The 15,750-nt window shown below is 72.2% G+C and carries 14 protein-coding genes and 1 other RNA gene; 8 read left to right on the forward strand and 7 right to left on the reverse strand.

Features of this window, described 5'->3' with window-relative positions; translation table 11 throughout:
* The first annotated feature begins 139 nt into the window (after positions 1-139).
* Complete coding sequence (locus ACZ4LX_RS09940) at positions 140-913, forward strand: SDR family oxidoreductase (protein ID WP_467634316.1); 774 nt, start codon at positions 140-142, stop codon at positions 911-913.
* A gap of 90 nt (positions 914-1,003) precedes the next feature.
* Complete coding sequence (locus ACZ4LX_RS09945; RefSeq protein ID WP_467634313.1) at positions 1,004-1,888, forward strand: PhzF family phenazine biosynthesis protein; 885 nt, start codon at positions 1,004-1,006, stop codon at positions 1,886-1,888.
* Positions 1,889-2,011: 123 nt separating this feature from the next.
* On the opposite strand, the gene ACZ4LX_RS09950 is transcribed toward ACZ4LX_RS09945, so the two are convergent.
* Both ACZ4LX_RS09950 and ACZ4LX_RS09955 read right to left on the reverse strand, forming a co-directional pair.
* Positions 2,012-2,944 (reverse strand): NAD-dependent epimerase/dehydratase family protein, encoded by a 933-nt coding sequence (locus tag ACZ4LX_RS09950; protein WP_467634310.1) that lies wholly within the window; start codon positions 2,942-2,944, stop codon positions 2,012-2,014.
* Positions 2,941-4,026, reverse strand: coding sequence for a ScbA/BarX family gamma-butyrolactone biosynthesis protein (locus ACZ4LX_RS09955; RefSeq protein ID WP_467634307.1), 1,086 nt, complete (start codon positions 4,024-4,026; stop codon positions 2,941-2,943). The genes ACZ4LX_RS09950 and ACZ4LX_RS09955 overlap by 4 nt, the downstream gene beginning before the upstream one ends.
* A gap of 125 nt (positions 4,027-4,151) precedes the next feature.
* Between ACZ4LX_RS09955 and ACZ4LX_RS09960 the strand changes: the two genes are divergently transcribed.
* Positions 4,152-4,814, forward strand: a complete 663-nt coding sequence (locus ACZ4LX_RS09960; RefSeq protein ID WP_467634304.1) for a ScbR family autoregulator-binding transcription factor — start codon at positions 4,152-4,154, stop codon at positions 4,812-4,814.
* Positions 4,815-5,984: 1,170 nt separating this feature from the next.
* Positions 5,985-6,881, forward strand: coding sequence for a hypothetical protein (locus tag ACZ4LX_RS09965; protein WP_467634301.1), 897 nt, complete (start codon positions 5,985-5,987; stop codon positions 6,879-6,881).
* 317 nt (positions 6,882-7,198) lie between these two features.
* Here the strand turns inward: ACZ4LX_RS09965 and rnpB are convergent.
* Positions 7,199-7,600: RNase P RNA component class A (rnpB, locus tag ACZ4LX_RS09970), an RNA gene on the reverse strand.
* A 208-nt stretch (positions 7,601-7,808) separates the two neighbouring features.
* Here rnpB and ACZ4LX_RS09975 point away from each other — a divergent pair.
* Together ACZ4LX_RS09975 and ACZ4LX_RS09980 are read left to right on the forward strand one after the other, a co-directional pair.
* Positions 7,809-8,579 carry a MerR family transcriptional regulator gene (locus ACZ4LX_RS09975; protein ID WP_467634298.1) on the forward strand — a complete coding sequence of 257 codons (771 nt, stop codon included), beginning with the start codon at positions 7,809-7,811 and terminating at the stop codon, positions 8,577-8,579.
* Positions 8,576-9,439, forward strand: coding sequence for a hypothetical protein (locus ACZ4LX_RS09980; RefSeq protein WP_467634295.1), 864 nt, complete (start codon positions 8,576-8,578; stop codon positions 9,437-9,439). The genes ACZ4LX_RS09975 and ACZ4LX_RS09980 overlap by 4 nt, the downstream gene beginning before the upstream one ends.
* Here ACZ4LX_RS09980 and ACZ4LX_RS09985 read toward each other — a convergent pair.
* Positions 9,390-10,811: an RNB domain-containing ribonuclease gene (locus ACZ4LX_RS09985; RefSeq protein WP_467635671.1), complete on the reverse strand. Its 1,422-nt coding sequence runs from the start codon at positions 10,809-10,811 to the stop codon at positions 9,390-9,392. The two genes, ACZ4LX_RS09980 and ACZ4LX_RS09985, sit on opposite strands and share 50 nt — an antisense overlap.
* A 193-nt stretch (positions 10,812-11,004) precedes the next feature.
* Between ACZ4LX_RS09985 and yaaA the strand changes: the two genes are divergently transcribed.
* A complete protein-coding gene (gene yaaA / locus ACZ4LX_RS09990) occupies positions 11,005-11,805 on the forward strand; it encodes a peroxide stress protein YaaA (RefSeq protein WP_467634293.1) in 801 nt (266 codons plus the stop codon).
* Between the two features lie 173 nt (positions 11,806-11,978).
* The gene (gene eda, locus ACZ4LX_RS09995; RefSeq protein WP_467634291.1) at positions 11,979-12,599 is read left to right on the forward strand and encodes a bifunctional 4-hydroxy-2-oxoglutarate aldolase/2-dehydro-3-deoxy-phosphogluconate aldolase; all 621 of its coding nucleotides are present in this window, start codon (positions 11,979-11,981) and stop codon (positions 12,597-12,599) included.
* 184 nt (positions 12,600-12,783) lie between these two features.
* Here eda and ACZ4LX_RS10000 read toward each other — a convergent pair whose 3' ends face one another.
* From ACZ4LX_RS10000 to ACZ4LX_RS10010, 3 genes are read right to left on the reverse strand one after another with little or no spacing between them, the layout of a single operon-like run.
* On the reverse strand, positions 12,784-14,094 hold the full coding sequence (locus ACZ4LX_RS10000) for a bifunctional RNase H/acid phosphatase (protein WP_467634288.1): 1,311 nt from the start codon (positions 14,092-14,094) through the stop codon (positions 12,784-12,786).
* Positions 14,094-14,837 (reverse strand): zinc ribbon domain-containing protein, encoded by a 744-nt coding sequence (locus ACZ4LX_RS10005; protein WP_467635667.1) that lies wholly within the window; start codon positions 14,835-14,837, stop codon positions 14,094-14,096. The genes ACZ4LX_RS10000 and ACZ4LX_RS10005 overlap by 1 nt, the downstream gene beginning before the upstream one ends.
* Positions 14,834-15,670: a Nif3-like dinuclear metal center hexameric protein gene (locus tag ACZ4LX_RS10010; protein WP_467634283.1), complete on the reverse strand. Its 837-nt coding sequence runs from the start codon at positions 15,668-15,670 to the stop codon at positions 14,834-14,836. The genes ACZ4LX_RS10005 and ACZ4LX_RS10010 overlap by 4 nt, the downstream gene beginning before the upstream one ends.
* Between the last annotated feature and the right edge of the window lie 80 nt (positions 15,671-15,750).

A 15,750-nucleotide genomic window follows, 5' to 3' on the forward strand; every position in this document is an offset into this window, starting at 1 on the left:
TGATCAACTCCGGGCGGGGCGGCCCGGGAATCGCCGGAACCGGATGAGGCAATCACTCGCGGGACGCGAACACCCCACCCGGACGCGCCGTTTCCCCCCGTCCGCTCCCTCCGGAACGCGCCGCGTACGCTGCCGCACCATGAGCGACGAACCGTTGAACTCCATGACGAAGACGGCTGTGGTCACCGGCGCGGGCTCCGGGATCGGCCGCGCGGTGGCACTCGCCCTGAGCGGCGCCGGCTGGTCGGTGGCGCTCGCGGGCCGCCGCCCGGAGCCGCTCGCCGGGACCGCCGCACTGGCCGGGCCGGACGCCCGGGTGATCACCGTCCCCGCCGACGTGTCCCGCCCCGATGACGTGAACGCCCTGTTCTCCGTCGTACGGGAGAGCTTCGGCCGCCTCGATCTGCTCTTCAACAACGCGGGCACGTTCGGGCCGCGCGCGGTGCCGGTCGAGGACCTCTCGTACGACGACTGGCGCGCGGTGGTCGACGTGAACCTGACGGGAGCGTTCCTGTGCGCGCAGGCGGCGTACCGGCAGATGAAGGAACAGGACCCGCAGGGCGGGCGGATCATCAACAACGGCTCGGTCTCCGCTCACGCGCCGCGCCCGCACTCGGCCGCCTACACCGCGACCAAGCACGCGATGACCGGCCTCACGAAGTCGCTGTCGCTGGACGGCCGTCCGTACCGGATCGCCTGCGGGCAGATCGACATCGGCAACGCCGCGAGCGAGATGACGGAGCGGATGCGGACCGGGACACTCCAGGCCAACGGCGAACTGGCCGTGGAGCCGGTGATGGCGGCCGAGGACGTGGCCCGCACGGTGGTCCACATGGCGGAGCTGCCGCTGGAGGCCAACATCCCCTTCGTGACGGTGATGGCGACGGCGATGCCGTACGTGGGCCGGGGCTGACCGGTCCGCCGGGCGAGGGGCCGGGGCCGACCGGCCCGCCGGGAACACCACTGAGGGAATACCCCGGACCCCGGCTCGGTTGTGCCGCACATGACTGATCCCGCCAAGGCCGAGGTCCTGCGCTACACCGCCTTCTCCGCCGACCCCGAGGGCGGGAATCCCGCCGGGGTCGTGCTGGACGCCTCAGGTCTGGACGCGGCTGGCATGCTCGCCGTCGCGGCGGAGCTCGGCTACAGCGAGTCGGCGTTCCTGACCGGCCGGACCGAGGCGTCGGAGCCCGGTGCGCGCGGTTACGCGATCCGTTACTTCAGCCCGAAGGCCGAGGTCCCGTTCTGCGGCCACGCCACCGTGGCGACGGCCCTGGCCCTCGCCGAGCGGGACGGCCCCGGTGACGTGGAGTTCGCGACCGCGGCGGGCCCGGTGCCGGTCACCGTCGTCCGTGAGGGGAGCGAGCTGCGGGCGACCCTCACCAGCGTGGAACCGCACGTCGTGGACGTCGCGCCGGAGGACGTCACGGAAGCGCTGGCCGCACTGGACTGGCCGGCCACAGACCTCGACCCGGCCCTGCCGCCCCGGATCGCCTACGCGGGCGCCCGCCATCTGGTGCTGGCCGCCGCGAGCCGTGAGCGACTGGCCACGCTCTCCTACGACTTCGCGCGGCTCGAAGCCCTGATGCACCGACTGGACCTGACGACCGTTCAGCTGGCGTGGCGCGCGTCGGAGACCGTCTTCCACGTCCGGGACCCGTTCCCGGTCGGCGGTGTGGTCGAGGACCCGGCGACGGGCGCGGCGGCGGCCGCCTTCGGCGCGTACCTGCGCACCCTGTCCCTGGTGCCGGAGGCCGCCGTGCTCACCCTGCACCAGGGTGAGGACATGGGCCGCCCCGGCACACTGACCGTCACCCTGCGGGCGGGCGACGCGCGGGTACGGGTGAGCGGGACGGGCACCCGCATCCCGGACCCGGCTGACGGCTGACGGCTGACGGCTGACGGCGCGGATGTGTCGGAGGCGCTCGCGGCTCCAACACATCAACGGCGCCTGAACGCCCTCAACTCCCCAACTCCTCCAACTCCCTCTCCCTCTCCCTCTCCCTCTCCCTCAACGGCTGAGGAACTCCCGGTACCAGGGGGCGTGCTCCGCGAAGGAGGTCCGGAAGTCGGCGCCCGGGGCGCAGCCGAGGTCCTGACGGATCCGTTCGTCGGCGAACCAGTGGTCCACGGTGAGCATCCCGAAGTGGTGTGTGGCGTACGGGACGCCTGCCAGCCGGGCACGCGCCTCGTCCAGGGCGATCTCCGTGCCCGCCCAGGGCAGATCGAGCTCGCCGAGCACCGTGGACAGCAGGTCCGAGCAGGTCACGGGCTCGGGGTGATTGACGTGGTAGACGCCGGACGGCGGCTTCGGCGCGAGCGCCGCCCCGAGCAGCGCCCGGCCCAGGCTCGCCACGTCGATCATCGAATGGCGGGCGTCGCAGCCGGCCGGCGCCGCCTCCAGGTGGCGCAGCAGGGCGACCAGCCCGGGAATCGCCCACCGGTCCCCCGCCCCGTACACGATGTGCGGGCGCAGGACGGCCCCCCCGCCCGCAAGGACATGCTGTTCGGCGGCGACCCGGGTCAGGCTGGTGGCGGAGGCGGGGGCGGGCTCGGCCGCGCCGGGGAGCATCGCGGTGAAGGGGCCGCGGCCGTAGACGGAAGCGGTGCTCAACTGGACGATCCGGCCGACTCCGCTGCGTACGGCCTCGTCGACCAGCGCACGGGTTCCGTGATCGTTGACGGTCCGGGCGCTCTGTTCGTCGGAGCCGATCCGGGAGGCGCAGTGGATCACGGCGTCGACACCCTCGCAACTGCCGCGCAGCGATCCGGGGTCGGCGAGATCTCCGTACACCGTCTCGCAGCCGGAACCGGCCGCGGCGGCGTCGGGTTCGGTCCTGTGGGCCATCAGGCGCAGCCGGACCCCGGGGGTCGCACGGGCGGCGGCGGTCACCCGGCTGCCGATGAAGCCGGTGGCGCCGGTGATGAGGATGAGGGGGGTCATGAGAGATCGCTCCGGGCGTTGCCGGGCCCGGCCGGGCGGGAGGCCGGCGGGCGGAGGGCACAGGTGAAGGCGGGTTCGCCGTCCTGGACGGCCCGTACGAACACTCCCGCGGGCGAGAGGGCGTCGGCCGGGAGGGGTGCGGCCTCGATCCGGCAGGGCCGGTCGAGCTCCACGTACTGGAGGAAGTCTGCCTGAAGAGCCGTCGGCAGGAAGGCCGTGCCGGTGGCGGCGTGTGCGGCCTGGCGGGCAGCCTCCAGCAGCAGAATGCCCGGCACATGGTCGTTGGGGCGGCCGAAGAGTGTCGGGTGCCGGGTGTCGACGCGCAGCAGCCAGGTGCCCGGTTGCGCGCCGGGCGAGAGAACGACGTCCCGTTCGGAGGTCCTGCCGACCGTGCGCGGCGCGACGGCGGGCAGGACGGGTATCGGGGTGCCGAGCACGGTGCCGAGATGGCCGCGCAGCCGCTGGTACGCCGCTGCCGAGGTGCAGCTGATCCGGCCGCCGCCGGAGGCGAGCACGGTGCCGCGGCGGTGCAGGAGGAGTTCGACACGCATGGAGCCGAGGCTCCGGCCGCGGAGACGGATCCGGGAACAGGACACGTCCACCGTGATGTCCCACGGGTCGTCGCCCAGTTCGAGCCGGGCGGACGCGGAGGTGTACCGCAGTTCCCACATCACGAAGGCATCGCCGACCGGCACACCGAAATGGGCATGGGCGACCAGCATCGTCGTCTGGCGCATGGTCTCGGCTATGAGCAGGGGGTCCTGGTGGCGGCCGCCGACGGGGGCGAAGAAGCGATGGGTCCGCGGCCAGTGCGCCGAAACCGAGAACTGGGTGTCGGTGAGCCGGGTGAGGCCGGTGGGAAAGACGTCCTGGGGGTCGGTCCGGTGGACCAGCTGTCTCAGCCGGTCGGGCGACCCTCCTCTCGGGCCCGGATCCTCCCCGCCGACGGAGGCCGCCCCCGGAACGCCGGAGGAGCTGCCGGCGCCGTCGGCACCAGCGAAGGACCCGGCGTTCCCGACGCCGTCCACCGGCACCGCCCCTGCCACCGACACCGAAGCGCTGCGGGAGGTGAGCTGAACCATGACGTTCCCCCAGGAGGATCGGTGTCAGAGGGCCGAGCCGCCCCGCAGTAAGATACTGACAGCCCGGTTTTCCTTTCCAGCCAACCCCTTGTGGCACGATTCAAGCCACCATTAGAGAGAAGCTGATGGCACAGCAGGCGCGCGCGATCCAGACCCGTCGGTCGATCCTGGTGGCGGCTGCCGACGTGTTCGACGAGCGCGGTTACAGCAGCGCGACCATCAGCGAGATCCTGGCCCGGGCGGGGGCGACCAAGGGCGCGTTGTACTTCCACTTCGCCTCCAAGGAAGACCTCGCGCTCGGGGTGATGGACATACAGCTGGACAGCGATCCGCTGCCGCCCCAGCTGACCAAGCTTCAGGAACTGGTGGACCAGGGCATGCTCCTGGCCTACCGCCTGCGCCATGAGCCGCTGGTCCGTGCCAGTGTCGGCCTGGCCATGGACCAGGCCGTGGAAGGTCTGGACCGGGGCACGCCGTTCCGAGGCTGGATAGACCGGCTCGAACACATCCTGCTGGCCGCCAAGGGGCAGGGTGAGCTGCTGCCGCACGTCAATCCGCGCGAGGCGGCGGAAATGCTGGCGGGGTCCTTCTCGGGCATCCAGGTGATGTCCCAGGTCCTGTCCAACCGCGAGGACCTGGGCCGACGGATCTCGGTCCTGCTCCATTACATCCTGCCGAGCATCTCGACGCCGGCCGTTCTGGCCACGCTGGACATGGCCGAAGACCGCGGTGAGCGTCTGCTCCACAGCCTCGAAAACGTACCCAGCCAGGCCGGCGCCCCCAGTTGAGCGCCTGAGGTGGCCTCTCCTCCACCACATGCGGACCGACCGGTCCGCGATTGGCCGCCGCACCGCATGCGCGGCGCACCCGGCCACGCACCCTGCTGTCCGGCCCCATCGGCGTGCGCCGTTTCTTCGTACGCGGTCCGAGCGGGCGCGTCGTCGATGTCCTGAGCCACCGCTGATCCGGACGGCGTAAGCACACACACGCGGTCAACGCCCACCCGGTGGCATCACCCCGGCCCGACCGTCCCGGCAGGACCGCCGCAAGGCCGTGCCCTGGCACCACGGACCTGGCACCTGGCACCTGGCACCACGCCGGACAACGGATCCGCCGCCCCTGGGCATCGCCCTCTGTGGAGCGCCCCGGAGCGCCTACGTCTTCCACGGCACCGTCACCGCCGCAGGGATCCGGCTCTGGATCCGCCAGTGATCCACCGGCCGGGAGCTCCGTCGGACTGGCCTGACGCGACGGAACCTTCTCCACCCCCGCGTCTGCGTCACCGTCACCCGGCAGCGATTCGGCTGTGGCTCGTATCGTGATCTTCCGTGCGTCGCCGACCGCATCAAGTCACTTTGTCCGCTGTTCCGGCCTGCTCTTCGCGCTCAGCGCGGAGGACGCGAGGAGGACGACCAGTCCAGCTGCGGGGAAAGCGAGCAGTCCCACCCGGAGGGAGGACGCGTCCGCAGCCTCAACCGCGGGCTCGGGCTGGTTATGCATCGCATGGCTCGGGATATCAATCGGACGCTCATGGGGTTCTCGTCCAGGACATGGCGGATGCGTGGGCCTCCGAAGTGGCCGGCCGCGGTGGATGAGGCGGACCGGCCGCAATGGGCAGAGGCGAAAGCGGTACAACTCGCTTCTCCTACAGGAACCTTGCGCACTCCCGTGGATCCGCCGGCCGGGCGGGGGTACCGCGTGAGCCGGCGAAGAGCGACGCCAACGCCTACCCGACGCCAATGGCCGCCGGACGCTTCCGACAGCGTCCAGCGGTACACCCGGCGCGACCGTGACCCGTGCATTGCGGCCCGGTCGGGCTGTGCGGCTGACAGCAGGGCGACGCCGGTGGGACACTCCGAGGCAAGGGACAGTTGACCGGGGAGTGGTGAGGCGAAGCGAGCGGCGGGGGCGCAACCATGGACCAAGGGAATGTGCATCAGCGGAAGATCATCGCCGGGGTGAACAACGCCACGCGAATCCTGACGGTGGGGTCGCTGCTGGTGGTCTCCATCACTGCCATTCGCCTCTTGTCGGGCGGCAAGTCCGTGACGGTGGCACAGGTTTCGGTCTCGGTGGACCGAGCATGGACCATCTTCGGCGCTCTCGCGGTCGCGCATCTGTTCATCGCTGTTTTCCTTGTCCGAACCATTGAGGACTATCGCTGCCTATTGCCTTCGGGCGATCGGGCGGGATGGGTCTTCGATGAAGTCGCGGCGGGAAGCAACGGCTTTGTGCACGGGCTGGTGTCCAGAGCGCTCCCGCGGAAGCCTGGTGGGCACTACTACCCGATGTCGTGGGCCGATCCGTCAGCCTGGGTCGCCCGTGGCACCGCACTGCTCGCAGTCACCGCCATGTCGCCCTGGTGGTGGGAGGAGACCGGGCTCACTTGGCGCGGACCGTGGTGGGTGGCACCGGTCGGGCTGATCATCGTTGTCGTCCATTGGAAGGCCGGCAGTCACTGGCTGATCGCCCTGTCCCAGCTGGATCAAATTCGGCTCAACGAACGAAAGGCAAGAGGGCATCCGGTCAGCGAAGAGGACATGCTGCGCATCCTTTCCATGCACAATGCCATGCAAGAACCGGGGCTTACCTGTTCCGAGTTCGAATGGCTGACCCTGGGCTACCGCAGCCTCATCGCGCATGACTTTCGCATCCAGACCGGTTTACAAGGACAGACGCAGGTCGCATACGGCATCCGAATGCGATCCATGTCCCCGCCCGAGCACATTTCAATCACACATCACTACGGAGCTGTCAGGCGAGAGTTCCCGGACTGCGATCTCCCCGAGGAACCCTGGACTGACGCGGGCAACAGAACGTCGCCAAACGCCGGACGGCAGGGTGAACCCACATGAGACGACTTCCTGTCCACCGCCTTCTCGCACCGTCGGCCAGCCGACTTCAGCGGTCCCGCTCGAACTCCGTGCGCGAGCAGAGACGCGCACCCCAAAGACGGGTCCAGCCCAGACTGACGCGCCCGGAGCGGCAGTTAAGGGGAATAGTGCAGATAGTGAGAGCAATTTGGGAAATACTCAGGTCCGGTTCCTGACAACTGCCGTCTCCATGCACAGGAACGGAAGCGGGGTGCTCGGGCGGATGCCGGGCCGAGCCACCCCGCAAGGGCCTCCGACGCAGGTCAGAGGCCCTTCGCAGGTAAAGCCGCAGGTAGCGGCAGACGAGTCGGGCTGTACGCCGGGTTCTGTCGCCCGGTCGCCTCGCGGCGGCCGGGGAGACGGCCATCCATCTAGGACCGGCATTGCTGCCGGTCTCGTGCGGTCTACCCGCGAACTCGGGCGGGCCGCCCTCGAACGTTCGCGCAGGGCCGTCTTGCGACGGCCCCTCTTGACCTTGCTCCGGGTGGGGTTTACCTAGCCGCCTGAGTCGCCTCAGGCGCTGGTGGTCTCTTACACCACCGTTTCACCCTTACCGGGGACCGGAGTCCCAGGCGGTCTGTTTTCTGTGGCACTGTCCCGCGGGTCACCCCGGGTGGCCGTTAGCCATCACCCTGCCCTGTGGAGCCCGGACGTTCCTCGGGAGGGTCCGAAGATCCTCACGCGGCCGTCCGCCCGGCTCGTCTGCCGTGGCGCCCATGCTACCCGTCCGGCCGGGGCCGCCGGACAGGGCGGGAGCCGGCGGGCTCTGGGGGCCGGGGGCTCCAAGGGCCCGGCGGCTCCGGGGCGCTCCAGGGCGCTCAGGCCGGGTCCGTCGCAGGCCGGGGCGCGGAAGGGGCGGCGGTCCGTTGCGCTTGACCTTGCCGCAGCGTCAGGGTTTCTACTGGGGCCATGCGCATCGGAGAGATCGCCGCGCTCGTCGGGCTCACCCCCAGGGCCGTGCGGCACTACCACCAGATCGGTCTGCTGGCCGAGCCTGCCCGCCGTGCCAACGGCTACCGCTCCTACGGCGTGCGCGACGCCGTGCTGCTCGCCCGGATCCGGCGGCTCACCGAGCTGGGGCTCGGGCTGGAGGAGGTACGGGAGGTGCTTGCCGGGGACGCCGGGCGGCCGCTCGGGGACGTACTGCGGGAGCTGGATGCCGATCTGGCGCGGCAGGAGCGGGAGATCCGGGAGCGGCGGCTGCGGCTCGCGCAGTTGCGGGAGGGGCCGCTGACCGGTGTCGGGCCCGTGTCGCCCGCGCTGGCCGAGCTGCTGGCCGCCGGGCCCGTCACCGACTCCCCCAGCGCCGCCAGGGACCGGGAGCATATGGCGCTGCTGGACACGGCGGGCGGCGGGGGCAGCGAGGTCTACGCCGTGCTGGGGAAGCTGGCCGGTGATCCGGCGGTACTCGCGCTGTACGAGGAGCTGGACGCGCTCGACGCGGCGCCCGTGGACGATCCGCGCGTCGCGCCGCTGGCCGCCCGGATGGCCGCGCTCGTGCCGGACGAGGTACTGGCGGCCGTCCCGGACCAGGGGCCGGCGATGACGGGGTTCGGGGAGGCACTGCTGGCGGACTACCCGCCCGCGCAGGCCGAAGTGGTGCGCCGGGTGATGGTGGCCCTGACGGAGCGGGTGAAGGAAAGGAAGGGGATGGAGGGGATGAAGGGGATGGACCGGTGACCGGAGGGGTGCGGGGGACGCGGCTCGTGGTCGCGGCCGTGCTGCCCGTCGAGGCGGCGGTGGGCGTGTGCCTGGTGGCCGGGGTACGGATACCGGGGGCCGTACTCGTCGGTGCGGAGGCAGTGGTCCTGGCGGCGCTCGTGCTGGAGGCCGTCGTGCTGGGGCGGCTGTGGCGGGCGGGACGCCGGGAGGGTGCGGGGCGGCGGGCGGCGGCGGTCTCGGCGTTGCGGACGGTCGTGCCGGTGCCGGTGCGACGGCTCGTCGCCCACGAACTGCGGGCCCTGCACAGCCTGGGGCTGTGGGTGCTGCGGCGGCGTCACGCCGTGCCGGAGGGCGCGCGGGCCGCCCCGTACACCGGGCCGCAGACCGCGATGATGTACGGCCTGGTCTTCGTCTCGGTGGTGGAGACGGTGATGATGGCACTGCTGATCCCGTGGCCGGTCGTGCACCGGATTCTGCTCGTACTTGATGTGTACGGGGTGCTGCTGGTGCTCGCCCTGCACGCCGCGTGTGTGACCCGGCCGCATGTCGTGGGTCCGGACGGGTCGCTGCGCATCCGCTACGGGGCGCTCTTCGATCTGCGGATACCGGCCGCCTCGATCGCCGCCGCGCGGGTCGAGCGGCGTTTCCCCCAGGGCCGGCTGGTTCAGCTCACCCCGGACGGCGTGCTCGATCTCGCGGTCGGCGGTCAGACGACGGTGGCGGTGGAACTGACCGCGGCGGTGGATTTCGTACGGCCGCTCGGCGGTCGCGGGCGGACGGCCTCCGTCCGGTTCCACGCCGATGATCCGCGGGCCGTCGTGGCCGCGCTCACGCGGGCGCGAACAGCACCTTCGACGAGCCCGGGTCCGCCTGGGTGAGCCGGACCCGCAGCCGCTCCCCCAGGGGCAGTTCGGCGGTGCCGCCCTCGATGCGGGCGACGATGGCCGGGTCGTCGATGTGGACGGTTCCGACGGTCGGCTCGTGTTCCTTCACGTCCACCACGTACGCGTCGAAGACCGCGCCGACCCGGTCCTTGAGCAGTGCCGCCTCGACGAGGTCGACGCACTCGCGCTCCACCGTGTTGGCGCGCCGGGTCCCGTCCGCCATCTCCTTGGGCAGGGCGGGCAGCGCGGCCAGGGTCCACTCGGGGGGTTCGCGGTCCGCGGCCGCCGCGACGCAGAGTTCGGCCGCGTACCGGTCGACGAGGCGGCGCAGCGGCGCCGTGCAGTGGGTGTAGAGCTCGGCGACCGCGGCGTGCACGGCGGGGGTGGGCAGTTCGCCGTGCTCGAACACGGTGTAGCCGGCGCCGCGCAGCAGCGTGGTGCACTCCTGGAGGAACGCCGCGTGGCCGGTCCGCCTCGGGTCGAGGGAGCGGACGACCTGTGCGTACGGGACGTGGTGCGGCCAGTCGATGTGCAGGGCCTCGGCCGAGCGACGCAGACGGGCCACCGCGCCGTCGGGGGCGACGGGGAGCGTGCGCAGGATGCCGGTGCCGGACTCCCGCATCAGTCCGGCCGCCGCCATGCCGGTGAGCAGGGAGATCTGGGCGTTCCAGCCGTCGGCGGGCAGCGGGGCGCGGTATTCGAGGCCGTAGCCGCCGTTCCGCTCGACGATCTCCTGTTCGGGCACGTCGAGGGAGATGCCGCCCCGGGCGATCTCCTGCTCCTCACGCAGCGTGCCGATGTCCTTGAGCAGGGCGAGGGATTCCTCGGCGGTGCCGGTGTCGATCCGGTGCTGTACGCCCGCGTAGTCGAGCTTCGCGCGGCTGCGTACGAGGGCCCTGCGTACCCGGGTGGCGACGGCGCGGCCCTCGGCGTCCAGGTCGATCTCCCAGAGCACGGCGGGGCGCGTCTCGCCGGGCAGCAGACTGGCGGCGCCCTCGGAGAGCGATTCGGGGTGGAGCGGCACCTTGCCGTCGGGGAAGTAGAGCGTGTTCACCCGGCGGTGGGCCTCCGTGTCGAGCGCGCCGCCCGGACGGACGAAGGCCGCGACGTCGGCGATGGCGTAGTGCACGCGATAGCCGTGGGCCCGGCGTTCCAGGTGCATGGCCTGGTCGAGGTCGGTGGAGGCGGGCGGGTCGATGGTGAGGAACGGCAGGTCCGTGGCGTCCTCGTGTGCGGAGATTTCCGGGTGCCGCGCCGCTTCGGCCGCCTCGGCGAGCACGTCGGCCGGGAAGCGGTCGGGGAGTCCGAGTTCGGTGCGCAGCGCGCGCAGGGCCGCTCGCAGCGGGGTGTCGGCTGCGCCGGTCATATGGAGATGGCGGCGGGGCATGGACCGAGCGTATGGCGGGGCGGGACGGGCGGCATCCCGGGTGGAGAACGGAGAGGTGCCACTGCCCCGTACGCTGGCGCGAGGGGTGGTGAGCCGCTGGCGGGCCACTGCTCCGGGAGATCCGTGCGCAGGCCGGAGGCCCCCTTTTCCGTACGTACGAAGGAGAACCGCCGTGCTCGTGCTGTTGCCGCCCTCCGAAGGAAAGGCCGCCTCGGGACGCGGAGCACCCCTGAAGCCCGAGTCGCTGTCGCTTCCCGGTCTGGCCGGGGCGCGGGCCGCCGTGCTGGACGGGCTGGTGGAGCTGTGCGCGGCGGACGAGGAGAAGGCCCGCGTGGTGCTGGGGCTCAGCGAGGGGCTGCGCGGCGAGATCGCGAAGAACGTCGAGCTGCGTACCGCGGGTGCCCGTCCGGCCGGGGAGCTCTACACCGGGGTGCTGTACGACGCGCTGGACCTGGCATCCCTGGACACGGCGGCCCGCCGCCTGGCCGGGAAGTCGTTGCTGGTCTTCTCCGGGCTGTGGGGCGCGGTGCGGGTGGGCGACCGGATTCCGCCGTACCGCTGCTCGATGGGGGTGAAGCTGCCTGGGCTCGGGGCTCTCGGTCCGTACTGGCGTGCACCGATGGCGGAGGTCATGCCGGAGGCGGCGGGGGACGGCCTGGTGCTGGACCTGCGGTCGTCCGCCTACGCGGCGGCGTGGAAGCCGAAGGGGGCGGTGGCGGAGCGTACGGCGAGCGTGCGGGTCCTGCACTCCCAGTTGGTGGACGGGGTGGAGAAGCGGTCGGTGGTCAGCCATTTCAACAAGGCGACGAAGGGCCGGATGGTCCGCGACCTGCTGGGAGCGGGGGCCCGGCCGAAGGACCCGGCGGAGCTGGTGACGGCCCTGCGGGACCTGGGGTACGTGGTGGAGGCCCAGGCGCCCGCGCGGTCCGGGCGGTCGTGGGAGCTCGATGTCGTGGTGACGGAGATCCACTGACCGGGTCCACGGACAGGGCCCGCCGGACAGGGAACCACGGACCCGGGCTCGGGCCCACGGACCCGGCACGTCGGACAGGAATGTGCCGGCGTGGGCACGTGCACACCATCGGGTTCATTGCATCATGCGCAACGCTCGTTGCGTACGGTGCGGCGCACGGGCAGGATGAGGGCATGACCTCCTCCGTACTGGACCTTGCCCCCGTCGTGCCCGTCGTCGTGCTGGAGGACGCCGCCGACGCGGTGCCGCTCGCCCGGGCCCTGGTCGCGGGCGGGCTTCCGGCCATCGAGGTGACGCTGCGGACCGCCGCTGCCCTCGACGCGATCAAGGCGATCGCGGCGGAGGTCCCGGACGCGGTGGTCGGCGCGGGCACGGTGATCTCGCCGGCGAACGTCTCGGAGACCGTGGCCGCGGGCGCCCGGTTCCTGGTGAGTCCCGGCTGGACGGACGCGCTGCTGGACGCGATGAAGGCGTCCGGGGTGCCGTTCCTGCCGGGTGTCTCGACGACGTCCGAGGTCGTCGCACTGCTGGAACGCGGAGTCACCGAGATGAAGTTCTTCCCGGCCGAGGCGGCGGGCGGCACGGCCTGTCTGAAGGCCCTGTCCGCCCCGCTTCCCCAGGCCAGGTTCTGCCCGACGGGCGGCATCTCGCTCGCCTCCGCCCCCTCCTACTTGTCCCTGCCGAACGTCGGCTGCGTGGGCGGCAGTTGGATGGTGCCCGGCGATGCGGTGGCGGCCCGGGACTGGGGCCGGGTGGAGCGGCTGGCCGCCGAGGCTGCGGCGCTGCGCGGCTGATCCGGGCAAAGTCGCGCGGTTTCGCGTGCATGCTCCCCGTCAGCCGGGGCAACAGACTTTCAGGGACACGTGACCCGGCCTCCGGGTGACCCGGGTTCCGGCAGGCAATCCCCCGGCCTCCCGGAACCGCCTCGGCCCCGTCGGCTTCCCCCCGCCGACGGGGCCGAGCGCTGTCCGGAAGGCTTTACCGCAGGTGGGACGTGTCGTTGAGCAGACGTACGGAGGCGTTGCCGTCCGCGTAGTAGGCCACGGCCGACACGGACGCCGCCGAGAGCTCCATCCGGAACAGCGACTCCGGCGGTGCGCCCAGCGCCAGCCGGACGAGGGTCTTGATGGGCGTGACGTGCGTGACCATGAGGACCGTACGGCCGGCGTACCGGGTGACGAGACGGTCCCGGGCCGCCGCGACGCGGCGGGACACCTCGGCGAAGCTCTCGCCGCCTCCGGTGGGGGCCGCCTTCGCGGAGGCGAGCCAGGCGTCGAGATCGGCGCCGTACCGCTCCCTGACCTCGCCGAAGGTCAGGCCCTCCCAGGCGCCGAAGTCCGTCTCGCGCAGCCCTTCCTCGATCCGGACCTCCAGGCCCAGCCGGGCCGCGACCGCGCCGGCCGTCTCACGGCAGCGGCGGAGCGGGGAGCTGACGATCTCCTGCACGGTCCCACGGGCGGCGAAGGCCTCGGCGGCGCGCTCGGCCTGCCCCCGGCCGGTGGCGGAGAGTTCGGGGTCGGTGCCGCCGCTGCCGGAGAACCGCTTCTCGGGGGTGAGCGCGGTCTCGCCGTGGCGCAGCAGCACGAAGGTGGCGGGTGCGCCGAGGTCCGGAGCGGCGCCCCAGCCGGTCTGCGGGGTCCTGGCGCCGGACGGCGAGGTCCTGACACCGGCCTGCGCGGCTTCGGCGACGGGCTGCGAGGCTTCGGCTGCGGGCCGGTTGAGCGCCGCTCTCGCCCTCGCCGCGCCGGCCGCCGCGTCACCGGGCGGACCGGAGACCGGCGGCAGAGCGGCGGACACCGAGGACCGCGGGGTGTCGAGGGCGGCCGTCGAGGACGACGGCTCCCACTGCTTGCCGCGCCGGCCCGCGTCCATCGCCTCGTTGGCGAGCCGGTCCGCGTGCTTGTTCCTCTCGCGCGGGATCCACTCGTAGGTGACGGCGGACGCCGGAAGGATCCGGGCGGCCTCGGCCGCGAGCGGCTTCATGTCGGGGTGCTTGATCTTCCAGCGGCCCGACATCTGTTCCACGACCAGTTTGGAGTCCATCCGGACGTGCACGCGGAGCCCGCCGCCGGCCGAGGCGTCCGGCATCAGCGCCTTCGCGGCCCGCAGTCCGGCGATGAGGCCCTTGTACTCGGCGACGTTGTTCGTCGCGACGCCGATGTACTCGGCCGCCTCGGCCAGGGTCTCCCCCGTCGCCGGGTCGATCACGACCGCGCCGTAACCGGCGGGCCCCGGGTTGCCCCGGGAACCGCCGTCGGCCTCGACGACGAACTGGCGCGGCTGCGTCATTACAGACCCGAGTCCGAGGTACGGACCAGGATGCGGTGGCAGTTCTCGCAGCGCAGCACCGTTTCGGGCGACGCGGCCTTCACGTCGTTGATCTCGGTGATGTTGAGTTCGAGGCGGCAGCCCTCGCAGCGGCGCTGGTAGAGGCGGGCGGCGCCCACCCCGCCCTGCTGGGAGCGGAGCTTGTCGTACAGCTTGAGCAGGTCGGCGGGGACGGAGCCGGCGACGACCTCGCGTTCCTTGGCGACCGTCGCGCTCTCCGTGTCGATCTCCTGGGTCGCGGCGTCCCGGCGGCCGGTGGCGTCGTCGACCTTGGCCTGCACGGCCGAGACCCGGTCGGTCAGCTCGGCGACCCGCTCCTGGGCGGACTCGCGGCGCTCCATGATTTCGAGGACGACGTCCTCCAGGTCGCCCTGGCGCTTGGCGAGGGAGACGATCTCGCGCTGGAGGCTCTCCAGGTCCTTGGGCGAGGTGACCGCGCCCGAGTCCAGGCGCTGCTGGTCGCGGGCGGCGCGCTGGCGCACCTGGTCGACGTCGTGCTCCGCCTTGGTCTGCTCGCGGGCGGTGTCGCTCTCCTCGGTCGTCGAGGCGACGAGGAGGTCACGGAGCTGGGCGAGGTCAGCCGTCAGCGACTCGATCTCGGCGTGCTCGGGCAGCGAGTTGCGGCGGTGCGCGAGCTGGGAGAGACGCTGGTCGAGGGCCTGGACGTCGAGGAGTCGGATCTGGTCGGCGGGCGCGGCGTTCAGTTGGGGGCTCCAGAAGAGTGGTGGGTGGTCCAGGGGTCGGTGACCTGCTTCGAGACATGGACCCGCAGGTCCCATCCGTGGCGGTCGGAAATCGCGTCGAGCTGTGCGGCGGCCTGCTCGCACCACGGCCACTCGGTGGCCCAGTGTGCGGCATCGACCAGGCCGAGCGGCGAGTGCTGGACGGCCTCGGAGGCCGGGTGGTGGCGCAGGTCCGCGGTGAGGAAGGCGTCCACGCCCGCTGCCCGGACCGCGTCGAAGAGGCTGTCGCCCGATCCGCCGCTCACCGCGACGGTCCGTACGGGCGCCTCCGGGTCGCCGGCCAGGCGGATGCCCTGCGCGGTGGCGGGCAGCCGGGCGGCGGCCCGTGCGGCGAACGCGCCGAGGGTCTCGGGGTGGTCGAGCGCGCAGATCCTGCCGAGGCCGCGACGGCCGGAGGGATCCGTGGGGTCCGGTACGAGGGGGCGCTCGACGCGCAGGTCGAGGGCGCCGGCCAGGGCGTCGGACACGCCGGGGTCCGCGGTGTCCGCGTTGGTGTGGGCCACGTGCAGCGCGATGTCGTGCTTGATCAGGGTGTGCACCACCCGGCCCTTGAAGGTGCCGGCCGCGACCGTCGTCGTACCGCGCAGATAGAGCGGGTGGTGGGTGACGATCAGCTGGGCGCCGAGCACCATCGCCTCGTCGGCGACCTCCTGTACGGGGTCGACGGCGAAGAGCACCCGGCCGACCTCGGCGTCCGGGTCACCACAGACGGTGCCGACGGCGTCCCATCCTTCGGCCCGCTCGGGCGGCCACAGGGCGTCGAGCTCGGCGATGACTTCAGACAGACGGGGCACGGGGGAAAGGCTACCTGGCCTCCGTGCCCCGCATCCATGGCCGGTCGGACCCGGGACACCGGGCGGCCGGCCGGTCATGA

The organism is Streptomyces sp. NPDC026062 (assembly GCF_055568375.1).